18 protein-coding genes are annotated in these 21,359 nt (G+C 41.4%); 6 read left to right on the top strand and 12 right to left on the bottom strand.

All coding sequences use genetic code 11. The annotated features are described in order from the left end of the window. Positions 1–46 precede the first annotated feature (46 nt). The 6 genes from KS419_RS24420 to speE form a co-directional block, all read right to left on the bottom strand. Positions 47–505 carry a hypothetical protein gene (locus KS419_RS24420; RefSeq protein WP_217069719.1) on the bottom strand — a complete coding sequence of 153 codons (459 nt, stop codon included), beginning with the start codon at positions 503–505 and terminating at the stop codon, positions 47–49. Positions 506–510: 5 nt separating this feature from the next. Beyond that, positions 511–1,266: a hypothetical protein gene (locus KS419_RS24415; RefSeq protein WP_217069718.1), complete on the bottom strand. Its 756-nt coding sequence runs from the start codon at positions 1,264–1,266 to the stop codon at positions 511–513. 339 nt (positions 1,267–1,605) lie between these two features. Beyond that, positions 1,606–3,291, bottom strand: coding sequence for an arginine--tRNA ligase (argS, locus tag KS419_RS24410; RefSeq protein ID WP_217069717.1), 1,686 nt, complete (start codon positions 3,289–3,291; stop codon positions 1,606–1,608). Further along, positions 3,288–3,770: a YwiB family protein gene (locus tag KS419_RS24405; protein ID WP_217069716.1), complete on the bottom strand. Its 483-nt coding sequence runs from the start codon at positions 3,768–3,770 to the stop codon at positions 3,288–3,290. Before KS419_RS24405 ends, argS begins: the two co-directional genes overlap by 4 nt. A gap of 215 nt (positions 3,771–3,985) precedes the next feature. Next, on the bottom strand, positions 3,986–4,864 hold the full coding sequence (gene speB / locus KS419_RS24400; RefSeq protein WP_217069715.1) for an agmatinase: 879 nt from the start codon (positions 4,862–4,864) through the stop codon (positions 3,986–3,988). A 43-nt stretch (positions 4,865–4,907) separates the two neighbouring features. Then, the gene (speE, locus tag KS419_RS24395; RefSeq protein WP_281419882.1) at positions 4,908–5,735 is read right to left on the bottom strand and encodes a spermidine synthase; all 828 of its coding nucleotides are present in this window, start codon (positions 5,733–5,735) and stop codon (positions 4,908–4,910) included. Between the two features lie 333 nt (positions 5,736–6,068). Between speE and KS419_RS24390 the strand changes: the two genes are divergently transcribed. Further along, positions 6,069–8,261, top strand: a complete 2,193-nt coding sequence (locus KS419_RS24390; protein ID WP_217069713.1) for a transglycosylase domain-containing protein — start codon at positions 6,069–6,071, stop codon at positions 8,259–8,261. Between the two features lie 218 nt (positions 8,262–8,479). On the opposite strand, the gene KS419_RS24385 is transcribed toward KS419_RS24390, so the two are convergent. Further along, on the bottom strand, positions 8,480–9,007 hold the full coding sequence (locus KS419_RS24385; RefSeq protein WP_217069712.1) for a YwhD family protein: 528 nt from the start codon (positions 9,005–9,007) through the stop codon (positions 8,480–8,482). 337 nt (positions 9,008–9,344) lie between these two features. On the opposite strand from KS419_RS24385, the gene KS419_RS24380 reads away from it, so the two are divergent. Beyond that, the gene (locus KS419_RS24380) at positions 9,345–9,530 is read left to right on the top strand and encodes a 2-hydroxymuconate tautomerase (RefSeq protein ID WP_217069711.1); all 186 of its coding nucleotides are present in this window, start codon (positions 9,345–9,347) and stop codon (positions 9,528–9,530) included. Positions 9,531–11,036: 1,506 nt separating this feature from the next. On the opposite strand, the gene KS419_RS24375 is transcribed toward KS419_RS24380, so the two are convergent. From KS419_RS24375 to KS419_RS24365, 3 genes are all read right to left on the bottom strand, one after another. After that, positions 11,037–11,549 carry a YwgA family protein gene (locus KS419_RS24375; RefSeq protein ID WP_217069710.1) on the bottom strand — a complete coding sequence of 171 codons (513 nt, stop codon included), beginning with the start codon at positions 11,547–11,549 and terminating at the stop codon, positions 11,037–11,039. 5 nt (positions 11,550–11,554) lie between these two features. After that, positions 11,555–12,859, bottom strand: coding sequence for an HD domain-containing protein (locus tag KS419_RS24370; protein WP_217069709.1), 1,305 nt, complete (start codon positions 12,857–12,859; stop codon positions 11,555–11,557). A gap of 370 nt (positions 12,860–13,229) precedes the next feature. Next, entirely contained in the window at positions 13,230–13,451 is a 222-nt protein-coding gene (locus KS419_RS24365) for a YuzB family protein (RefSeq protein WP_217069708.1), read from the bottom strand. A gap of 423 nt (positions 13,452–13,874) precedes the next feature. Here KS419_RS24365 and KS419_RS24360 point away from each other — a divergent pair, with 423 nt between their 5' ends. Then, positions 13,875–14,720, top strand: coding sequence for a lipoate--protein ligase family protein (locus KS419_RS24360; RefSeq protein ID WP_217069707.1), 846 nt, complete (start codon positions 13,875–13,877; stop codon positions 14,718–14,720). A gap of 57 nt (positions 14,721–14,777) precedes the next feature. Here KS419_RS24360 and KS419_RS24355 read toward each other — a convergent pair whose 3' ends face one another. Together KS419_RS24355 and pta are read right to left on the bottom strand one after the other, a co-directional pair. Then, positions 14,778–15,626 carry a polysaccharide deacetylase family protein gene (locus tag KS419_RS24355; protein WP_217069706.1) on the bottom strand — a complete coding sequence of 283 codons (849 nt, stop codon included), beginning with the start codon at positions 15,624–15,626 and terminating at the stop codon, positions 14,778–14,780. 240 nt (positions 15,627–15,866) lie between these two features. Then, positions 15,867–16,844 carry a phosphate acetyltransferase gene (pta, locus tag KS419_RS24350; protein ID WP_217069705.1) on the bottom strand — a complete coding sequence of 326 codons (978 nt, stop codon included), beginning with the start codon at positions 16,842–16,844 and terminating at the stop codon, positions 15,867–15,869. A 245-nt stretch (positions 16,845–17,089) separates the two neighbouring features. Here pta and KS419_RS24345 point away from each other — a divergent pair, with 245 nt between their 5' ends. The 3 genes from KS419_RS24345 to hemQ all read left to right on the top strand — a co-directional run bounded on the left by KS419_RS24345 (position 17,090) and on the right by hemQ (position 20,758). Then, complete coding sequence (locus KS419_RS24345; RefSeq protein WP_217069704.1) at positions 17,090–19,024, top strand: oxidoreductase; 1,935 nt, start codon at positions 17,090–17,092, stop codon at positions 19,022–19,024. A 20-nt stretch (positions 19,025–19,044) separates the two neighbouring features. Further along, positions 19,045–19,800 (top strand): enoyl-CoA hydratase/isomerase family protein, encoded by a 756-nt coding sequence (locus KS419_RS24340; protein WP_217069703.1) that lies wholly within the window; start codon positions 19,045–19,047, stop codon positions 19,798–19,800. Positions 19,801–20,014: 214 nt separating this feature from the next. Further along, the gene (gene hemQ, locus KS419_RS24335; RefSeq protein ID WP_217069702.1) at positions 20,015–20,758 is read left to right on the top strand and encodes a hydrogen peroxide-dependent heme synthase; all 744 of its coding nucleotides are present in this window, start codon (positions 20,015–20,017) and stop codon (positions 20,756–20,758) included. Positions 20,759–21,359: the final 601 nt, after the last annotated feature.

Raw genomic sequence — 21,359 nt, 5'->3', positions numbered from 1 at the left:
AATAAATTTGATGAATGGAATAACCGAATTGCATTAAATTAACTACTCAATTCAGATGACCAATCCCCAGTGCACCATTTTCCAAGAGAATCTTCTCCACCATCTCTTTCTGTTCTAATGGTACTTTTACGGCCAAAAATACTTCTGCTGTTTTTTGATTCAGCCTTTTTCTTTTTCCACGTCTATGCCGATTGGAAAACTGTTCAACTGTCATTCCAACTGCCACTCCTGCCACGAGGCCTATCAACCCCCAGATTACCGGTCCCCATGTTAATTGAAAACCGTAAATCGTCCCAAGAAGCATAAGAATTAACCCAATAATAAAAGCGTAATCCATTCGACTTTTCCCCGCGGATAAGTCAATACTTTCCTGGACATGTTTTGTTTCTGCACGCTTATCTAGAGGTAACGCGATTATGTTTTCCTTTTTTATTTCCTTTTCCTCCAGTTTCTTTATCGTCACCTCCAGAAACGGGGAATACTCAAATGATGCAATAATATGCATACTCATCACCTTTGTTGTTTAAAATACAGGGAGTCCATATCCCCATTTTGGTAGGAATCTTTAAGATACTTTCTCAATTCTATTTCATATAGTTTATTGTTTTCCATTGTTTTCGTATGAACATCAAAAATAGTAAACATATAAACCGATGGCAAGAAAAGAACCCATTGTGGGTCCAGCAATTCCCTTGATTTTTCAAATTCTCCGATTAAAGAATAATACGTGGCTTCCGTTATATTCGTATAGTATAATAAAGCACCCCACCAAATTGCTGAAAAGACGAGAGTAATAAACCGGTGAAGATAAATATAAACCATCGGCGGTAAAAAAAAGGACCAAAAGACAGCAGTGAACGGATTTTTTTTGCGTAAATAATTTACTTCTAGAATCGACATGGAAAAGGGAGTAACCAAATCGTTCTCTTTGTTTAAAATGGAAAGTTGGATTTCCTGGTTCATTTCCTGTGCTCTCCGATAACTGTCCCAAATCGTAAAAATGTACAAAGGAATATACACATAAAAATACTTTATTTCGATGATATCCTTTGCTAATTCAAAATCCCCTACCATTGATAAATAAATTGCGGTATTCAAAGATGATAATGAATTTATCCAAAACTCAAATATTACTAAAACAACTCCAAACAAATGACTCCCTAGAAGGAAGTGCCCAAACCCCGGAAAGGCCAATGACCAAAATGCCACTAATAAAGGGTTCTTGTAACTAATCGCATTAGTGGTACAGGATTTTTGTGTGGCCATCTTCCTTTGCCTTAAATTGTGTTTATCATTTCGTCGTGAAGTTATCAATAAGAGCAAGGCATTGACCTCAATTCATTGAGTTTTTGAAACAAACCAGATGTGGATTTATGTTTCCCCTTGATATGGTATTTTTTCCATATAATTGGTATTTATTCCGTTGTACTGAATTAAGAGAAATATGATTCTTTAGTCACACATTGGATGTATCGTGGAGAGAAAATGGGTTAATTTGTGGTGGTTAGTCTAATAAGCACTATTGCCTCTTGGCCTGAATATAAATTAGGCGCCGACCCGAGACTACAATTCTCAGATCTGCGCCATATCTCCAATCTTGAAATATTACATTTTTTCTGGTGCATGTACCCCAACCAAGCTTAATGCATCTGCAATGGTGGTCCTTACGGATTCCATTAGTGCAAGTCGGGCTATCGTTAGCTCCACATCATCAACGTTAATAACTTTTTCTGCGTTGTAAAAACTATGGAGGGTTTGGGCAAGGTCGTATACGTAATTTGCCATCCGGTGAGGAGCGCGTTTTTTCGCAGCATCCGTTACCGCTTCCGGATATTCCCCTAGTTTTTTCATCAGATCCAGTTCTTTTTCAGAATTGAGGCGATCTAGATTGAGCCCATCCAAACTTGCTTTATCTATGGTATATCCATTATCAGAAGCTTGGCGAAGCATACTACATATTCTAGCATGGGCATATTGTACATAATATACTGGATTCTCCGTGGATTGTGATTTGGCCAAGTCCAAGTCGAAGTCCAGGTGGGTGTCTGCGGCACGCATAGCAAAGAAATATCTAGTTGCATCGATTCCCACTTCTTCCATCAATTCGCGCATCGTTACTGCTTTTCCAGTTCGCTTACTCATTTTCACTTTCTCGCCGTTTTCAAACAAGTTCACCATTTGAATGATTTGTACATTCATCTGATCCGCTCCATAACCAAGAGCTTGTATCGCTGCCTTCATTCGAGGGATGTAACCGTGATGGTCCGCACCCCAAATATTGATAAGCTCTTCAAAACCACGGGCAAACTTGTCCTTATGATAAGAAATGTCTGGTGTCAAATAAGTATATGATCCGTCACTTTTTACGAGAACCCGGTCTTTATCGTCTCCATAAGTGGTGGAGCGGAACCAGAGAGCTCCATCCTGCTCATACGTTTCCCCTCGTTCTGCCAACTCAGCTAATACTTCTTTCACCTTTCCAGTGGTGTAAAGGGATGTTTCAGAATACCAGTTATCAAAACGGACTCGAAAGTCTCCTAAATCTCCCTGCAATTTATCCAACTCCCGCTTTAACCCATATTCGCGGAAAAAAGCGAGACGTTCCTCTTCAGTCTGGTTTTTGAAACGATCTCCATATGTGTCGACGATTTCTTTTGCAAATCCGATGATATCCTTGCCGTGATAACCGTCTTCAGGCATCGGTTTGTCTTCTCCTAAAGCTTGAAAATAACGGGATTCTATCGATTTTGATAAATTATCAATCTGGTTTCCAGCATCATTGATATAATATTCCCTTGCCACTTCAAAGCCTGCTTTTTCCAAGATGTTGCAGAGGGAGTCACCAACTGCCGCTCCCCTCGCATGGCCAAGGTGAAGGGTACCGGTCGGGTTAGCAGATACAAACTCCACTTGAATCCGTTTCCCTTGTCCATAATTAGTTGAACCGTAGTTTGCACCTTGTTGGAGTACCGTTGCAACCACCTCTGATAAGTAATCCTTTTTCATAAAGAAGTTGATAAATCCTGGTCCTGCTATTTCTACCTTTGTAACGCTTGCCTTTTCTTTATTTAAGTTATTTACAATGTCATCGGCAATGGCACGGGGTGCTTTTCGGGCTATTCGTGCCAGTTGCATTGCCATATTGGTTGCGTAATCACCGTGTTCCTTCTCCTTTGGTGATTCGATGACAACGGCTGGAATCTCCTGTTCCGAGGTTACTAGACCTGCTTTTTTAATCGCCTCGACAATTTCCTGTTTCAGTTGTTCTTTCACCTGTTCCACTTGACTCATATGGTTTCATCCTCCTTTAGTTTCACATGTATTATATAATCCCCTGCATTTTCCCCTTGCAGATGTAGGTTATAGTTAAGGCCAATTATCCCTTGTTTATGATCTGGATCCCAAGAATAAGTTGCTTCTTTTGTATTTGTCCGCATCGCCATTTTTCCATAAGGGCTCTGATACATCCCTTCTGTGGTTTTGCCTTGAATAAAGCGCTGATTCATGGATACTGCACCTTTACGGGATACTGATATTTCCTGTTGATCTATTTTTATGATTTGGGTAGTACTCATTGTCTCTTGAGATGACATTTCCTCTGCTGATGACGATAAGGAAGGCTCTTCGAAGCGGATAAACGTCGTCGCTCCTTTTCTAATTAGCTCTCCCTTCGCATGGATAACATTTGTATTAGATTGGGGGCCGTCCTTAATGGTTGTCGTCATTTCAATAGTCACGGACCGCCTTGTTGGTTGTCCCATATCTGCCATTTTTTCTTCCCCCGTTCCATAGGCGATTGCGCTTTTCTTATAACTTATGTATTATATCGAATTTATACTGTTTCCTTCAAGCTTTTCCGATTTTATCTGAAATTCTACCTGTTTAAACATATTTCTTTTACTTGTTTTCTTAACAATGAAAAAGAAGAAGGTGGATTTTACGCATCCACCTTCTTTTCTGTAATTTCATTAGAAGACAAGAACAGTTACTTATTTTTCGTCCAACCAAGAATCATTTCACGGATAAATTTGCTCGCTGCAATTGCAGTCTGATCAGCAGCATCATATGGTGGTGATACTTCCACAAGATCACAACCTACAACATCAATTCCAGATTCGGCAATGGCAACAATAGCTTCTAATAATTCTTTTGAGGTAATTCCCCCAGCCTCTTGCGTTCCCGTTCCAGGAGCTGCTGCGGGGTCCAATACGTCAATATCAATGGTTACATAGACAGGGCGTCCTACAAGTTTCGGAAGAATTTCCTTCAATGGTCCTGCCACCTCATACTTCGCCATGTACATTCCAGATTCTTTTGCGTATTGAAATTCTTCCCTCATCCCTGAACGGATTCCAAAGGAATAGACATTCTCTGGTCCAATCAACTCACACGCTTTTCTTATGGGAGTGGAATGGGAAAGGGGTTCCCCTTCGTACTGCTCCCTCAAATCAGCATGGGCATCGATATGAATAATAACTAAATCCCCGTACTTCTTAAAAAAGGAGCGGATAATCGGCCAACTGACAAGGTGCTCTCCACCGAGACCAATCGGAAACTTCCCATCTTCCAATAATTTATCTACGAATTGCTCAATCATATCAATACTTTTTGCTGCATTCCCAAACGGCAGTAACATATCTCCTGCATCATGATACTTTACCTCTTCTAAATGACGATCCATGTATGGGCTATATTCCTCTAATCCTATGGACACTTCACGTATACGACTTGGACCAAAACGGGACCCAGGCCGGAAACTCACTGTGTAGTCCATCGGCATTCCATAAATGACAATGTCACTTTCCTCATAGGAGCGGTTCCCCATAATAAACACTTTCCCTGAATAGCCTTCATCAAAAAACATTCTAGTCATTCCCTTCCCTATTTCATCGTTTTCCTTACCGACTTTACTCCGTCAAATCCTTCACGAACTTCGGCAATAGGAAGGCTCCACGGTGAATTTCCGGAGTGTAATACTTTGTGTCTATATTTCCAAACCGCTCTTCTGGAGTTTCTAAAGGATCATATTTTTTTGATCCCATCGTAAAGGTCCACAAACCACTAGGGTATGTTGGGATATTCGCAGTATATAAACGGGTCACTGGAAACGTTTCTTTTACATCTTTAAATGCCTTTCGAATGACATCCTGATGGAACCACGGGTTGTCCGTTTGGGCCACAAACAATCCATCCTCTTTTAATGCCTTAGATATCCCTTCATAAAATCCCTTTGTAAATAAATTAACTGCAGGTCCAACTGGTTCGGTGGAGTCGACCATGATCACATCATAGGCGTTTTCGCTCTCAGCAATATGCATGAAACCGTCATCCACCTTCACTTCTACTCTTGGATCTTCCAACTTCCCTGCAATTGTAGGCAAGTACTTCTTTGAGTATTCAATGACTTTCCCATCGATATCCACTAACGTTGCTTTTTCCACTTCAGGGTGTTTTAGAATCTCACGAATTACACCACCATCTCCACCACCAACGACTAGAACATGCCTTGGATTAGGATGTGTATACAGTGGAACATGGGCGACCATTTCATGGTAGACAAATTCATCTCTTTCCGTTGTCATTACCATACCGTCTAGTAAAAGCATGTTCCCAAACTCCGCTGTTTCCACCATATCCAGTTGTTGAAACTCCGTTTTTTCACTGTGGTACGTTTGTTTTACTCTCATTGTAATACCAAAATCTTTTGTTTGCTTCTCTGTGAACCAAAATTCCAATCTAATCACCTCTTGTTTTCTATACATTCACTTTGAACAGTCCGTAGAAACTTCTAATCCAGAATCTACTTTATTTTCAGCGGAAAAACACGGTTTTATGCCCTGTTATCTCTGTTTGTTCATGATAGTACCATAGGAAAGTATAATCCATGATTGGAAAAATAGGAAATGTTTTCTTTCCGAAGTATATCACGTTCCCCAATGTGGAAAACTGTGGTAATAATTAACGCTAGTTCACAGTCAAAAGTGCTGGATCTAGACATTATTTAAGAGCCAATAAATTTTATACTTACTACTATTAAAGGCGGCTAGTTACAACGAGAGGTGAGTACAATGGAAGTATTAACTAGAAGAGCTTATCGAAAACGAAGACGGAATATTAGACGGATTTTTCAAAGTGCGGTCCTTCTTCTCATGGTCACCCTTGGATCAGTTGCTGCTGCCGTTACCTACGCTTATAACTTGGAACCTCCAAGTTTATCAGTACCTGAGACGACAGTGATGTATTCTTCCACAGAAGAAGTGATCGGTGAAATTCATCATGGACAAAACCGTCATTGGATTCCACTGGAACATATGGGGGACGCCATTGTGGATGCTACCCTTGCCATCGAAGACCGACGTTTTTACGATCATTACGGTTTTGATTTTTTCCGAATCGGTGGTGCCGTTCTGGCAAATCTTCGGTCAAATTCCATGGCACAAGGTGCCAGTACGATCACTCAGCAATATGCAAGAAATTTATACCTTAATCATGATAAAACGTGGAACCGTAAAATAAATGAGGCATTATATGCCCTTCGACTTGAACTCCATTACTCCAAGAAAGACATTATAGAGGGGTACTTAAATACTATTTATTATGGACATGGAGCCTATGGAATTGAAGCTGCAGCAAATGTATATTTCCAAAAAAATGCTGAGGATTTAACTCATGGAGAGGCTGCTCTCCTTGCCGGTATCCCAAAAGGTCCCAACATTTATTCTCCATATGTAAATGAAAGTAGAGCAATAGAACGTCAACAGATCGTTTTAAAAATGATGGAGGATGCAGGATACATCTCTGCCTCCGAAAGACAAACGTATGTGGCCGAACCCCTTGAGTTTCGGGCAGACCAAGATTTCAAGGCAAAAAAAATAGCTCCATACTTTCAAGAAGAAGTGATTGCTTATGTCACAAATAAACTTGGAATAGATGAATCTCTCATCGAAGCAGGTGGTTTGGAGATTTATACGACACTTGATGGGGATATACAGCAAAAAGCAGAACAATGGATAGTAAACGAAATGGGAGAGGAAGGGGAGGTTCAAACAGCCCTCGTAGCCTTAGATCCTCGAACGGGGGAAATTAAGGCGATGGTTGGAGGTAGGGATTTTGCAGAAAGTTCCTTTAATCGAGCGACACAAGCCAGGAGACAACCAGGTTCAACAATTAAACCATTTTTGTATTACGCTGCATTAGAACATGGTCTTCGGCCGAATTCCATGTTATTAAGTGAACTAACGGATTTTCATTATGGAAATGGTATTGACCCATGGAGCCCTAGTAACTTTAACGATAAGTACCCAAATGATTATATCACCATGCTCCAAGCTTTGGCCGTTTCTGATAATATTTTTGCAGCAAAAACGCATTTTCTCCTCGGTTTTGACACATTAGTAGAAACGGCAAAGCGTTTTGGAATTGAAAGCCCTATGAATTCAGCTTATCCGGCCATCTCACTTGGATCAAGTGAAGTCGGTATCCTTGAGATGGTAAACGCCTACAGTCCCTTTGCCAATGGGGGGTATCTTGTGGAGCCGCAGTATGTCACGAAAGTATTGGACCGGGACGGGAATGTTCTCTATGAAGCAGAAAATGATCCTGTCAGGGAACTTGATCCTGCCCTCACCGCTATCATGACGAATATGATGGAAGCCATGTTTGAAATAAATGTTGGGATTCAAGGAGTGGCTGGAGTTACTGGAGGTAGTGTAGCGAGTTACATTGATCGCCCTACCGCTGGTAAAAGTGGTACAACAGAACATGACAGCTGGATGATTGGTTATACTCCTCAACTCCTTTCTGGTGTGTGGATTGGATATGATAAGCCTCAAAAGTTTGAAAATAACGAAGGGGTACACACGAAAAATATATGGGCCAAATTTATGCAAGATGCATTAATTGATGAAGTGAAATTACCATTCCCTACCCCTAAGAATGTCGTGGAAGTGGAGATTAATCCAGACACAGGACTATTGGCCTCTGATTCTTGTCCTGTTAGTCGGCCAACCTTGTTTTATGTGGGTACCGAACCTACAGAGTATTGTTCGGCTCACGATGAGGAAATTGATACCTCCAAAAAGCAAGAGGACCCACTTCAAAAAACGGAAGAGGAGAAAAAGGAGAAATTCCTTGACCGTATCTTTGACTGGTTTGGTGGTGAAGCCATAGAGGAACCCGAGGAAGAAATGGAAAGTGATTTGGAAATAGAAATTCAAATTGACGGAGAATCTGGCGAAGAGGAAGAGACCGCTACAGACTAACGGCTGTCCAGTCTGTCTGGGTAAAAAAGTGAAAAGGCAGGCGAAGGAAAACATGATTCCTTCGCCTACCTTTTGTCTTAGTCTTACAATGTTATGTGTGTGTTAAATTTAGTTTACTTACTCACGGAATTTTACGCAAGTACAATCAATCCACATATCGTAACGTTCACACTTTAGACACAATACTGACTGATTTTCCCATCATTTTTTCAACCACTTTACAACGTTAACTCCTCTTTCAGTTGATCGGATGAGTTTTCCCACATTTCCTGATTAAAATTCTTCAAGTAATCCATTAGTATTCTCTTTGATTTATCGTCCATTTGACTGACTAATATCCGTCCCTTTAACGATTTATCCATATTATTAACGTGTTCAGGCAAACTTTTATACCCGCGGCGTATTTCACGGTCCACCGTTAATTCACATGCCGCTACACCTCTATAGGCAGGCTTCCCTTCTACGTGGTCCACCGTTACCCACACTAACCAATAAGGTTTCCCATTCGGAACTTGATCTTTCTCATTTAAAAACTTTATTCCTTTTTCAACGGAACTTCTTGCATGGAGGGCGCCCATGTCCACAAATGCCTCCCCTTCCTCCACGTCAATAAATACAGGGGATACATTGTTTAAATTTAACGTACCTGCTCCATAACCCCCGTGTCCCGCATTGGAATCGGAGCTTAATATATTGAATCCTTGGCCACGCTTTTTATCTTTTTTCTTATCATCAAATAAGTCCATTATTTTCCCTCACTTTCTAAAATACCGCTTGTAAAAAAGTATAAATTCTTATTTGGCCTGTTGTCTAGTTTCAACAGTTGAGAAACTTTGGGATGAAACACTATTTTTACACCATAATAAAACGGAGTTCCCATTGTCAAATCCAAATTAATTGTTACAGTTTATTATACAGGTTTTTTCTTTACAGTATGAAATAAACCTCGTTTTAAAACACTACTTATGTGTAACTGATTAGAAATGTCGAAAACTATGCAGGAAGAGACTGTTCACACTTGATTATTTCCATTATCATTAGTTCATAGACTGTTTTATTTACATATTGAAAGGAGTTTTGATTATGCCAATTGTAACAGTTAAGATGTTGGAAGGGCGTTCTGATGAGCAAAAGAGGCAATTAGTGGAGAAAGTAACAGATGCCGTTTCGGAAACCACAAAAGCACCGAAGGAAAAAGTAGCTGTTATCATCGAGGAAATGTCGCCCGCACATTATGGTGTTGCAGGTAAGAGAGTAAGCGATTCCTAAAATAGGAAGAGGCGGTTTTAAAAATCAAAATAGTACTTATTACGTAATCTCGATTATATTGTTCGGACGGATGGGGGAGGGAAGGAAGTTCGGGAACTAGATCCCCCAACTTCCTACCGAATACCAGCCCAACGCTCCCGTTCGGGCACTAGTTCTGGTAGCTTCTTACCGAACCGCCGAGCACTGCTCTCCTTCGGGCACAAGTTCGAGTAACTTCCTACCGAATCGCCAAGCACTGCTCTCGTTCGGGCACAAGATCGGGCAGCTTCTTACCGAATACCTGACCGACGCTTCCGTTCGGGCACAAGTTCCAGCATCTTCTTACCGAATACCTGACCGACGCCTCCGTTCGGGCACTAGTTCCCCCAACTTCTTACCGAATACCTGACCGACGCCCTCGTTCGGGCACAAGTTCCAGCATCTTCTTACCGAATCGCCGAACTTCCCTCCCGTTCGGGCACTAGTTCCCCCAACTTCTTACCGAATACCTGACCGACGCCTCCGTTCGGGCACAAGTTCGAACATCTTCTTACCGAATACCTGACCGACGCTTCCGTTCGGGCACAAGTTCCAGCATCTTCTTACCGAATCGTCGAACTTCCCTCTCGTTCGGGCACTAGTTCCCCCAACTTCTTACCGAATACCTGACCGACGCTTCCGTTCGGGCACAAGATCGGGCAGCTTCTTACCGAACCGCCGAGCACTGCTCTCCTTCGGGCACAAGTTCGAGTAACTTCCTACCGAATCGCCAAGCACTGCTCTCGTTCGGGCACAAGTTCCGCAAACTTCTTACCGAACCGTCGAGTCGCGCTCTCGTTCGGGCACAAGTTCCGCAAACTTCTTACCGAACCGCCGAGTCTCGCTCTCGTTCGGGCACAAGTTCGAGTAACTTCCTACCGAATCGCCAAGCACTGCTCTCGTTCGGGCACAAGTTCGGGCAGCTTCCTACCGAACGGCCGGGCACCGCTCTCGTTCGGGCACAAGTTCCAGTATCTTCCTACCGAACGGCCGAGCACCGCTCTCGTTCGGGCACAAGTTCCAGCATCTTCCTACCGAACGGCCGAGCACCGCTCTCGTTCGGGCACAAGATCGAGTAACTTCTTACCGAATCGCCGAGCACTGCTCTCGTTCGGGCACAAGATCGGGCAACTTCCTACCGAACGGCCGGGCACTGCTCTCGTTCGGGCACAAGTTCCGCAAACTTCTTACCGAACCGCCGAGCACTGCTCTCCTTCGGGCACTAGTTTCCCCCAGCTCTTACAAGAACCGTCGTAGTTACCCTTACTTTCACAAATAAAAAAGAAAAGAGATACGAAATCAACACCATGATGAGTATTATTTCTCCCCAAAAAAAAGATGCAATCAAACTGGAATTTATTAAATCCCTTTGCTTTGATTGCAATCTTTGTCATAACATATCATTCAATAGCTATCCGTTTTCCATCATTGAAGAAGATTCACATGGAAAAACAAAATTAATTTTTATGGAGTAACAGGCTAGCCCTGTTATTGTAAACACTCGCACTTCCCCTTCAGATGATCTATGAATCTATAAGCCTCTTCCACATCTTCCACTGAATAATTCTGTTTTGCTTTTAACGTAAATACTTTATCTAAAACGTCCTCTTTCGGTAGATTTTCAAAATAGAGCACAGTAGAAACTAATTCCAGAAATTTAGAACTTTGTTCATTTAACTCGTTTAATACATCTTTTGTTTCTGGCAAATGATATTTTGATAGTTTTAGAAATTCGTCGCCTTGATCAGACAAGGAATATCGGTATTGATAATACCCCGATTTCTTTTCCCTTACTTCCGTGACAAAGGAGAGATGACACATCTCTTCCATACGAAGATTTAATTCCTCGGAATAGGGCCCATAGAAATGGAATTGATATTTTTCAAAGAAAGGAAAATCTAACTTCTTTGCTATATAGATAAGCTTTTGCAGCTTCTTTCTTCCGATAATTTCCCCAGTTTGCCTAAATACTGCTAATAGTTTAGCATGCTCGTTTAACATTCTAGTTACCCCTCCTGCGCCGTGAGCAGCGTCATAATTCTCTTTTTCTCATCTGCAAATGTCCGTTGATCCTCTAAAAGATCCTTTGGAAAATATAGTTTATGATCCGTCCGTTTTTTTCCAGAAATCGCCTCTACCACATCTGACTCCCTCGATAACTCCCGTAAATCACCATTGGGCTTCAATAAGTTAATGGGTAATCGCTCTTCTTCTTCTCCAGGTCGGTAAAAATCGTATGGTAGATCAGACGAAGAATCGATCACTAAATAATAGTTAGGATCTAGCCCAATCTTCCCGAAGAGCTGTATCAATTCGGGCCATATTTTCATTTGGGCACTTGGATCACATTCCACATATTTAAACAATCGTCGTTCCATAAATCGGCGGCAAAGTTCCTGTAAAATAGGATCCGATTCTTCCTGCCATTCTTGAAAATAGTAAAGGATGACAGACTCATCGAGCTTTAAATAATCCTCCAAGGTAATCTTCCCGGAAAACAACGAATAAAAGTGTTTTGGCTTATCAAGGAACTGATAACCTTGTCCATATAAATCCTTTGCCCGGTGAAGAATTTTACTTAAAATGACTTCAGCACTTCTTGTGACTGGGTGAAAATACACTTGCCAATACATTTGATAGCGGCTCATTATGTAGTCTTCCACTGCGTGCATGCCACTGTGTTTAAACACCGCCTGGTCTTCTGACGGGCGCATCACCCGTAGGAGACGCTCCATATCAAAATGCCCGTAACTTACACCAGTATAAAAGGCATCCCGCTGTAAATAATCCATTCGATCGGCATCAATCTGACTGGAGATCAGACTGACGACAAGTTTGTTGGAATACGTCTTTGCAATGACATCCGAGACTTTTTGGGGGAAATCATTGCCTATTCCCTTTAAAACAGTATGAACGTCCGTATCTCCTAAAATAATTGCCCTTGTCCATTCTTCATGATCCGTGTGAAATACTTTTTCAAAAGAGTGAGAAAAGGGGCCGTGTCCAATATCATGGAGTAGTGCAGCAGACAAACAAACTAGGCGCTCCTCTGGGTCCCAGGTCATCTTTTGCCCAAGATTGTCCACCATCCGACGCATAATTTCATAAACCCCAAGGGAGTGGTTGAATCTTGTGTGCTCCGCACCATGGAATGTAAGGTAAGTCGTTCCTAATTGGCGGATACGTCTCAACCGTTGAAATTCCTTCGTTCCGATCAATTCCCAAATCAGTTCATCCCGAACGTGAATATACCGGTGAACGGGGTCTTTAAACACTTTTTCCTCTTCCAGTATGCCATACCGTTCTGCCATGATCTGACTCCTTTCTCCTCTATGTCTTTCTTGATGCATTTCAATTCATTTGTTTTATTATACTAAAAATAAGAAAGAAAAAAAGTAACCCACCAGCAAAAACCGTTAAAATATGACAAAATACTCACTTATAAGAAAAGCACAAGCACCTAAGTTCACGAGCGTAGGGCAGTGGAGGAATGGCAACTAGAAGTCCGCCCTTTGACTTCGGTTGTCACTTCCGAAGTGCCCCGCAGCGAGTAGGTGCTTGTGCTAGACAATGAAAAACACTAACACCTTAGTGGCTACTTCTCCTACAAACAGAAAAGCTATTCCTTTTGAATCCATCCGGAAGGAATAGCTTGTAAATTGTCAATCTCCATGGCCACATTTATTTCATTCGTTTCTTCACTTTTTCAATCAACTGTTCTTCATCGGGAGCAGCAACCGGTCTGTCATTCACAAATGCAAATGCCTTTTTCCTCCCAGGTCCGCAATAAGATTGACAAGCAATCTTAATCTCCGCCTTCGGATCCAGCTTCTTTAATCGTGGGACTAACGTTTTAATATTTGTGGCCTGGCAATCATCACAAATTCGAAACTCATTTGCCATATTCACCACACCCCATCTATTTCCAATTTAAAACCCTCAAAGGCTAAAATTAGCTTGAGGTGTTTTTTCCACTAACGAGTATTTTACAACGGTATACATACTAAAAGCAACGGTAAGGTTGTCCAATTCTGAAAGAATCGGATAAACTTATGATATACTTCGGTATGATACACATCCTATCCTTTATCGAATCATCCGATCTATTTAATATTAGCTATGTTAAAGGATGATGTTGATTTTGATATAGTGTTGATTGTAGCGAAAGGTGCGAGACTCCTGAAGGGAAAATCAACAACAAAATATAACAGAGCCTATTATTAAAGCTCTCTGTTAATCCTTTATGTTGATTATTGTACAGGTTTCTCCCTTGGTATCTTCTTCAAAAATCAACATTATTCTATAAAAGCCTGAAGGAGCAATCAAATGAACGTAAAACACCATTCTCTCCCTTTATTCCGAAAGAACTGGTATATATTAGACCACTCCATTCTCGGACTAGGGATGAATCCGATACAATCTTTCGCGTTTGACGATACGCTCTGCCGTCGCGTAAGTACTCAACCTGATTGGGGAATTGCTAGGACTTGGGTACACGACAAGACCGTTGTTCTCGGCATTCAGGACCAACGCCTCCCACATGTGGAAGATGGCATCCAATTTTTACGGAATGCCGGCTATACCGTAATGGTCCGTAATTCCGGTGGTCTCGCTGTAGTCCTTGACGAAGAGATCTTAAACATATCCATCATCCTTAGGGATAATAAACAGTTATCCATCGATTCCGGCTACGGCCACATGGTCAGCATGGTGCGCAATATATTAGAAGCCTTCGACAGTGACTTGAGCGCAAATATCATCGATGGGGAAATAAAAGAATCCTATTGCCCTGGCAGGTACGACTTAAGCCTATTCGGGAAAAAATTTGCTGGAGTGTCCCAACGGAGATTGCGGGGCGGGGTAGCCGTTCAAATTTATTTGGCTGTAAATGGCAGTGGTTCAAACCGTGCCGCTCTCGTTCAACAATTTTATGAACATGCAGTAAAAGGAATGCCTACAAAATTTGAATATCCAAAGATCGCACCTGAAAAAATGGCATCTTTAGAAGAACTAGGATTTAAAAATATTTCCGTTAAAGGAATCGTTCATCAATTAATGATAACGTTACACTCCCTCTCTGAAACGTTTGATCATTACGAATGGAGGAATGAAGATTGGAATTGGTATGAGGCCAATCTGGAACGAATGAAAAATCGGAATTTGGAAATATAATCACGGTTTACTCCAACAGTAACGGGCCATCTTCTCAAAGATGGCCCCATTTAACTACTAGAACTTAAATTGTCGTGTAGGAGATTGGTGAGTCAGAGGTTTAAAGGAATATCCCCATTCCTTTAATTGATCCAAAATAACAGGGAGAGCTTCTACTGTGGATTGTTTTTTTGGTCCATCGTGAAAGAGAACAACCGCTTTTTCTTTTCCCTTTACTTGCTTTAATGTTTCGGTGATGATGACCTGTGCATCCTGATTCGGTCTTGCCGAATCCATGGAATCCACATCCCAGTCAAAAAAAAGGTAATTATTTTCAGTAAGCAAATCCCTCGTTTCCCTAAGAACTTCTTCCCCTCCATGTCGTAAAGCTTTCGAGGAATTAGATCCTCCAGGAAAACGGAAAAAACGTGTTTTTTCCCCAGTAACTTCTTCAATCAGCACTTCTAACGCACGGACATCCTCCATAAACGTTTCTGCACTGGAGTAAATTTCATCATATTGATGGCTATACGTATGATTTGCAAGTACATGTCCATCTTCAGCTATCTTCCGATACATATCTTTTGCAAGTTCCGTTTCATGTCCATTCACAAAAAATGTTGCTTTCGCATTATGAACCTTTAAAATTTCCAACACATCTTTTGTATGTTCTGAAGGGCCATCATCGAACGTTAAATAAACAATTCCTCCAGTTTCTGAAGGTTCTTCCCCTTCCACTTGAAACCTTGCGATATTCCCTTCCCATTCAATTTCTTGTTTCGAGGATAAGTTAGTTGGACTCCTAGTACTAAGTTCGTTCTCTCGCAAACTTTTCTGTTCGATCTCCATGCACCCTTGAGTTATAAAAAGGAGGAATAGCAGCAAAGAGGAAAGTAAGATTTTTAATGGTGTGCGGTGATTGGTCATAACTAGTCCCCCAAGTAAATCTTCCATTAACAAATGGAATACTATGTTGTTAGTAAAAACCATTTAAACTCTATTTGTATTATGGTCCGACTAGAATGGGAAGATGAGATGAAAATGTTGGCTTTGAAAAAATTAAAACTTAAAGTATAAAATCAGAAAAAGCACAAGGAACTTTTTTCACATAGAAAACTTAATACAAATAAAGCCCGTTTGACCTTCTCGGGTCAACGGGCCATTGTATTATTCTGTCATTCCTTGCATCGCTGTAATTAAAGCAAGTTTATACACGTCTTCTTCGTTACATCCACGGGAAAGGTCATTCACCGGTTTGTTGAGACCTTGTAAAATTGGTCCAATCGCCTCAAACTCCCCTAAACGCTGGGCAATTTTATAACCGATATTACCAGCCTCTAGGCTAGGGAATATAAACACGTTAGCTTCTCCCTTTAGAGGGGAATCGGGCGCCTTTTTGGCTGCAACGCTAGGTACGAATGCCGCATCAAACTGGAATTCTCCATCAAGCACAAGGTCAGGTGCCATTTCTTGAGCCAGTTTGGTGGCTTCTACTACTTTTTCTGTTTCTGGACTGACTGCAGACCCTTTTGTGGAAAAGGAAAGCATAGCCACATTTGGAGTTATGTCAAAAACGCGGGCTGTTTTCGCCGCTTCCACTGCCGTTTCCGCTAAATCAGAACTGTCCGGTGCAATATTTATGGCACAATCACCAAAAATATAGCGTTGGTCTCCTTTTACCATAACGAATACACCTGAGGTTTTTCTTACTCCTTGTTTCGTTTTAATAATCTGAAGGGCAGGGCGAACCGTGTCTCCAGTGGAGTGGGCCGCACCACTTACAAGGCCTGCAGCTTTGTTTACATATACGAGCATTGTACCGAAGTAATTTGGTGTTTTTAATATTTTCCTTGCATCCTCCGGAGAAGTTTTGCCTTTTCGCCGTTCCACAAATACATCGACAAGATCTTCAAATCCTTCATACGTTTCCGGATCAAGTATATCTAAATCAGAAGTGTCAAGATTGCATTCCTTAGCTTTATTAGTCACCTCATCCACATTACCAACGAGGATTGGATTTAGAATTCCCTCTTTCTTCAGGCGGACAGTCGCCGCTAATATTCTTTCATCAGTACCTTCCGGAAAAACGATGGACGGGTACCCTTTTTTAACTTTTTCTGCGATGGCTATGAACATATCACTCACAGAATAACCTCCTTTAATTCCTCATATCATTATAGTAAGCATACTCCTTCTTGCACAAAAAATAAATTAATCACGGGTGTTGTGGACAAAGTTTAAATTTTCAGAAATATGTGTACTATTTCACATGTTATTAGGCACCAAATTACCTAGAATGATTATCTCATAAATAAGGTATTCATTGCTAGACGTAAGGGTTTCCTTGTATAATGAATGAATACTCAGTCATTTTTGAGAGGGGGAAGATCATGGGTTTACATGCACTATTTCAGCCATTGGCGATCCGGTCTATGACAATAAAAAATCGTGTCATCATGGGGTCGATGCATGTGGGGTTAGAAGGTTTAGAAAATGGAGTGGAAAAGCTGACGGAATTTTATAAACTTCGGGCAAAACATGAGGTAGGGTTGATTGTTACTGGTGGTGCTGCGATTAATGCCGAGGGAAGTGGCGGCTTAGATTTCATGACAATTTATAAGGATGATGATGTAGAGCGGTGGAAACCATTAACGTCAGGTGTCCATGACAGCGGAGGGAAGATTGCTCTGCAGCTTTTTCATGCTGGAAGATACGCTTATAAAGCACTTACCGGCAAAGAACCCGTTGCTCCTTCGCCAATTCAGTCTCCCATTAACCCAGATCAACCACGGGAGATGAGCCAGGAAGACATTGAGCGGACGATTCATGAATTTGCAGACGGGGCTAAAAGGGCAAAGGAAGCTGGATTTGATGCGGTAGAAATCATGGGTTCGGAAGGTTACTTAATCAATCAATTTGTCTCCCCTGCCACTAATATGCGAGATGATCGGTGGGGCGGCAGTTTTGAAAACAGGATTCGTTTTTCTTTGCGAATTTTAACAGAAGTAAGGAAAGCCGTTGGCAATAACTATCCCATCTTTTTCCGAATGTCAGGTCTTGACTTGATTAAAGGAAGTACTACAGAAGAAGAAACGATTCGTTGGGCGCAAGAACTGGAAAAAGCCGGGGCTGATGTTCTCAATGTGGGAATCGGATGGCACGAGTCCCGCGTTCCTACTATTTCCATGAAAGTACCTAGACTCCACTTTGTAAGCGTTGCCGAAGGAATTAGTAACAATGTATCTATTCCAGTAGTCGCCAGTAACCGGATAAATGACCCCAGGGACGGGGACCGTCTTCTTCAAAAAGGGACAGTGGATTTGATCTCTATGGCAAGGCCTTTCTTAGCAGATGCTCAGATCATTTCTAAGGCGAAGGAAGGTCGATTTGACGAGATCAATACTTGTATTGCTTGTAATCAGGCTTGTCTGGACCATGTTTTTGAAGGACTTCCTGCATCCTGTTTAGTAAATCCAGAAGCGGGTAGGGAAACGGAATTAACCATCAACTCCACTTCTGAACCTAGAAAAATATTGGTAGTGGGCGCAGGTCCCGCAGGATTAGAAGCAAGTCGTGTAGCGGCAGAACGGGGTCATAAAGTTACCCTCGTTGATGAAAAGGGCGAGATAGGTGGCCAACTAAATTATTCAAAGCGAATACCAGGGAAACAGGAATTTTTTGAAACGCTTCGTTATTATCAAGTGCAATTGGAACTCCTTGGGGTTGATGTACGCCTCAAGCATCGGTTGGAAGAAAATGATCCACTATTAAGGGAAGTCGATAAAATTATTCTTGCCACTGGGATCATTCCACGTATTCCGGAAATTCCTGGAGTTAATCATTCGAATATTAAAACGTACCGTGACGTCTTTGATGGGGATTCTGTTGGGAAACATGTTACGATAATCGGCGGTGGCGGGATTGCCTGTGACCTTGCCCTTTATTTAAGAGAAAAGGGAGTTCAAACTGTTACACTTCTTCAAAGGGGAAAATCCTTTGCCCGGGGAATTGGAAAGACCACACGTTGGGCCACACTTATGGAACTTCGACAGCAAAAGATACGGATGATTGGCAGGATAGAGACATATAAGAAAATCGAAAATGATGGGAAGACCATTGTCTTTCAGTTAGACGGAGAGGAACAGTCTATAACTTCTGATACTATTATTCTTGCAGCTGGTCAATTGGTCAATAATAAATTAGCCATTACATTGGAGAAGTTAGGAAAGAATGTGACGGTTATTGGCGGTGCAAAACATGCCTTTGGTTTAGATGCGAAAAAGGCAATATATGAAGGAACAATAATAGGTAGGGAAATAGATTAATAGAAAAGGAGTGAACTTCGATGAGTGCATTAAAAAACGAAACGGTTTTATATGACGTAAAGGATGGAATTGCAACCATTACCATGAACCGACCTCACGTAAAAAATGCTATAAACTTGTCAATGCATGAGGAACTTTATGGTGCTTTTGAAGAAGCCGCCAATGATGATGATGTTCTCGTAATCCTTTTAACTGGTAAGGATAGCTCATTTTCCAGTGGAGCTGATATTAAAAGTATTCCGGTTGATCAATTAGCTACGTTCGACCATGGTGAGTATTTACGTGATACGTATAATCGTTTAATCCTCCTATTAGAGGAAATCAATAAACCAACAATAGCCCATATCAATGGGATAGCTGTAGGTGCTGGCTTAAGTATAGCATTGGCTTGTGATTTCCGTGTAGCAGAGCAGGATGCAAAATTAGCTTTAAGCTTTTTTGGAATCGGTCTCACTCCTGATGCAGGAGCATCCTATTTTTTACCCCGTATTGTTGGTCTTGGGAAAGCACTGGAAATTTCCATGGGAGATCTGTTTTCAGCAGAAGAAGCTTTACGTAACGGCTTAATTCATCAAATTGGGAATGTCTCCTCCCTGACAACACGGTTAAAACAAGTCCCCTTCCCTGCTTACTGGTGGATGAAACACAATATGAAGGCAGGCTTTCATCACTCATTAAAAGAGGTGTTAGAACTGGAGGTACAGGGACAACGGGACGCTGGAAACTCTAAGTCTCATCAACAAGCCATCTCCGCATTTATAAATAAGATGAAGTAATTTCATTTATCAACAACCATGGAGAAGTCACCAGGTACTTACCTATTTCCTACTAGCTGAAGAACGGAAATGAATTAGTAAAGTAATTGGCAGTGAATATCATTCCCCCATAATGCTAACGATTTTGGTTTTTATGGGGGAAGCTTGTATAATATAAGGGTACTACTACTGATAATCAAAGTGATTTACATAAGAAGAATGGAGTTGAACCAATATGAGTGAACCGGCCAAAACATTAGAAGGGTGGTATTCCCTTCATGATTTTCGTTCTATTAATTGGACAGAATGGCGGAAACTTGATTCAGAAGAACGGGAACAAATTATGGGTGAATTTATCAGCTTATTAAACAAATGGAATGATACAGAATCAAAATTTGAAGGAAGCCATACTTTATATTCCGTTGTTGGACAAAAGGCGGATATTATGATGATGATTCTCCGTCCAACTTTGGAAGAGTTAAATGACATTGAGAATGCTTTTAATAAAACCCGTATTGCTGAGTACATGATCCCAATGTATTCTTACGTTTCTGTCGTGGAATTGAGCAATTACCTTCCTGCAGACAAAGATCCTAATACGGATCCTGAAATACAAGCTCGGTTAAAGCCGATCTTACCGAAATGGGAATATGTCTGCTTTTATCCAATGGACAAGCGGCGAGAAGGAAATGACAATTGGTACATGCTCTCGATGGAAGAACGCCGTACGATGATGCGAAGTCATGGAATGATTGGACGTGAATATGCAGGTAAAGTACGCCAGATTATTACAGGATCAGTTGGATTTGATGATTGGGAGTGGGGTGTCACTTTATTTGCCCACGATGCACTTCAATTTAAAAAATTAGTTTACCAAATGCGTTTTGATGAAGTAAGTGCCAGATATGGTGAATTTGGTTCCTTTTATGTTGGAGCTTTGCTGGAACAGGAAAAAATCAAATCATTTCTTCACATTTAAACTAATGTAATTAGATTGCCGAAAATATCTTCGGTGGCTCCTACGATTATTTGTCACAGAAAGAACACTGAATCAGGAACAACTTTCATAGAGAATAAAGCTAATAATTCTTGCTAAAACAACATAAAGAGGCTGGGACACAAGGTGTTTTTATTAATGAGAATCCCGAACGAAACGATAGTAAGTCATGTTTCGCATTCTCATTTAAACACTTTAGTTGTATCCCAGCCTTTTTTCCGCATTTATAAAAGGCTCTTTTCGTAAACTTTGTTGCTTGAAAAGCTTGGAGAAGTGAAAGGCGGCGACTCCAGCGACGAGCAAATCCCTTTGGATAAGCTACAGAGTAATGCTTTTAGAGGAAGAGACAGGAAAGCGAGGTGAAGACCCCGCAGACACGGTTTCGTCGAGGAGCACGAGAAGGATTTCGGTCAGAAGTTGTCTCAAGTTCTTCCCGAACGAGGAGGCCGAGAAGTGTTTCGGTCAGAAGTTGTCTCAAGTTCTTCCCGAACGAGGAGCACGAGAAGGATTTCGGTCAGAAGTTGTCTCAAGTTCTTCCCGAACGAGGAGCACGAGAAGGATTTCGGTCAGAAGTTGTCTCAAG

It is taken from the genome of Evansella tamaricis, from assembly GCF_019042215.1.
Taxonomy (GTDB): Bacteria; Bacillota; Bacilli; order Bacillales; family Salisediminibacteriaceae; genus Evansella; species Evansella tamaricis.
Note: the sequence above shows the minus strand (reverse complement) of the source record. Positions and strands in the feature narration are given on the sequence as shown.

Bases quoted from the DNA above. Each gene is read 5' to 3' on its own strand.
- KS419_RS24420 (WP_217069719.1), bottom strand. From the start codon at position 505: ATGCATATTATTGCATCATTTGAGTATTCCCCGTTTCTGGAGGTGACG.
- KS419_RS24415 (WP_217069718.1), bottom strand. From the start codon at position 1,266: ATGGCCACACAAAAATCCTGTACCACTAATGCGATTAGTTACAAGAAC.
- argS (WP_217069717.1), bottom strand. From the start codon at position 3,291: ATGAGTCAAGTGGAACAGGTGAAAGAACAACTGAAACAGGAAATTGTC.
- KS419_RS24405 (WP_217069716.1), bottom strand. From the start codon at position 3,770: ATGGCAGATATGGGACAACCAACAAGGCGGTCCGTGACTATTGAAATG.
- speB (WP_217069715.1), bottom strand. From the start codon at position 4,864: ATGTTTTTTGATGAAGGCTATTCAGGGAAAGTGTTTATTATGGGGAAC.
- KS419_RS24390 (WP_217069713.1), top strand. From the start codon at position 6,069: ATGGAAGTATTAACTAGAAGAGCTTATCGAAAACGAAGACGGAATATT.
- KS419_RS24385 (WP_217069712.1), bottom strand. From the start codon at position 9,007: ATGGACTTATTTGATGATAAGAAAAAAGATAAAAAGCGTGGCCAAGGA.
- KS419_RS24380 (WP_217069711.1), top strand. From the start codon at position 9,345: ATGCCAATTGTAACAGTTAAGATGTTGGAAGGGCGTTCTGATGAGCAA.
- KS419_RS24375 (WP_217069710.1), bottom strand. From the start codon at position 11,549: ATGTTAAACGAGCATGCTAAACTATTAGCAGTATTTAGGCAAACTGGG.
- KS419_RS24370 (WP_217069709.1), bottom strand. From the start codon at position 12,859: ATGGCAGAACGGTATGGCATACTGGAAGAGGAAAAAGTGTTTAAAGAC.
- KS419_RS24365 (WP_217069708.1), bottom strand. From the start codon at position 13,451: ATGGCAAATGAGTTTCGAATTTGTGATGATTGCCAGGCCACAAATATT.
- KS419_RS24360 (WP_217069707.1), top strand. From the start codon at position 13,875: ATGAACGTAAAACACCATTCTCTCCCTTTATTCCGAAAGAACTGGTAT.
- KS419_RS24355 (WP_217069706.1), bottom strand. From the start codon at position 15,626: ATGACCAATCACCGCACACCATTAAAAATCTTACTTTCCTCTTTGCTG.
- KS419_RS24345 (WP_217069704.1), top strand. From the start codon at position 17,090: ATGGGTTTACATGCACTATTTCAGCCATTGGCGATCCGGTCTATGACA.
- KS419_RS24340 (WP_217069703.1), top strand. From the start codon at position 19,045: ATGAGTGCATTAAAAAACGAAACGGTTTTATATGACGTAAAGGATGGA.
- hemQ (WP_217069702.1), top strand. From the start codon at position 20,015: ATGAGTGAACCGGCCAAAACATTAGAAGGGTGGTATTCCCTTCATGAT.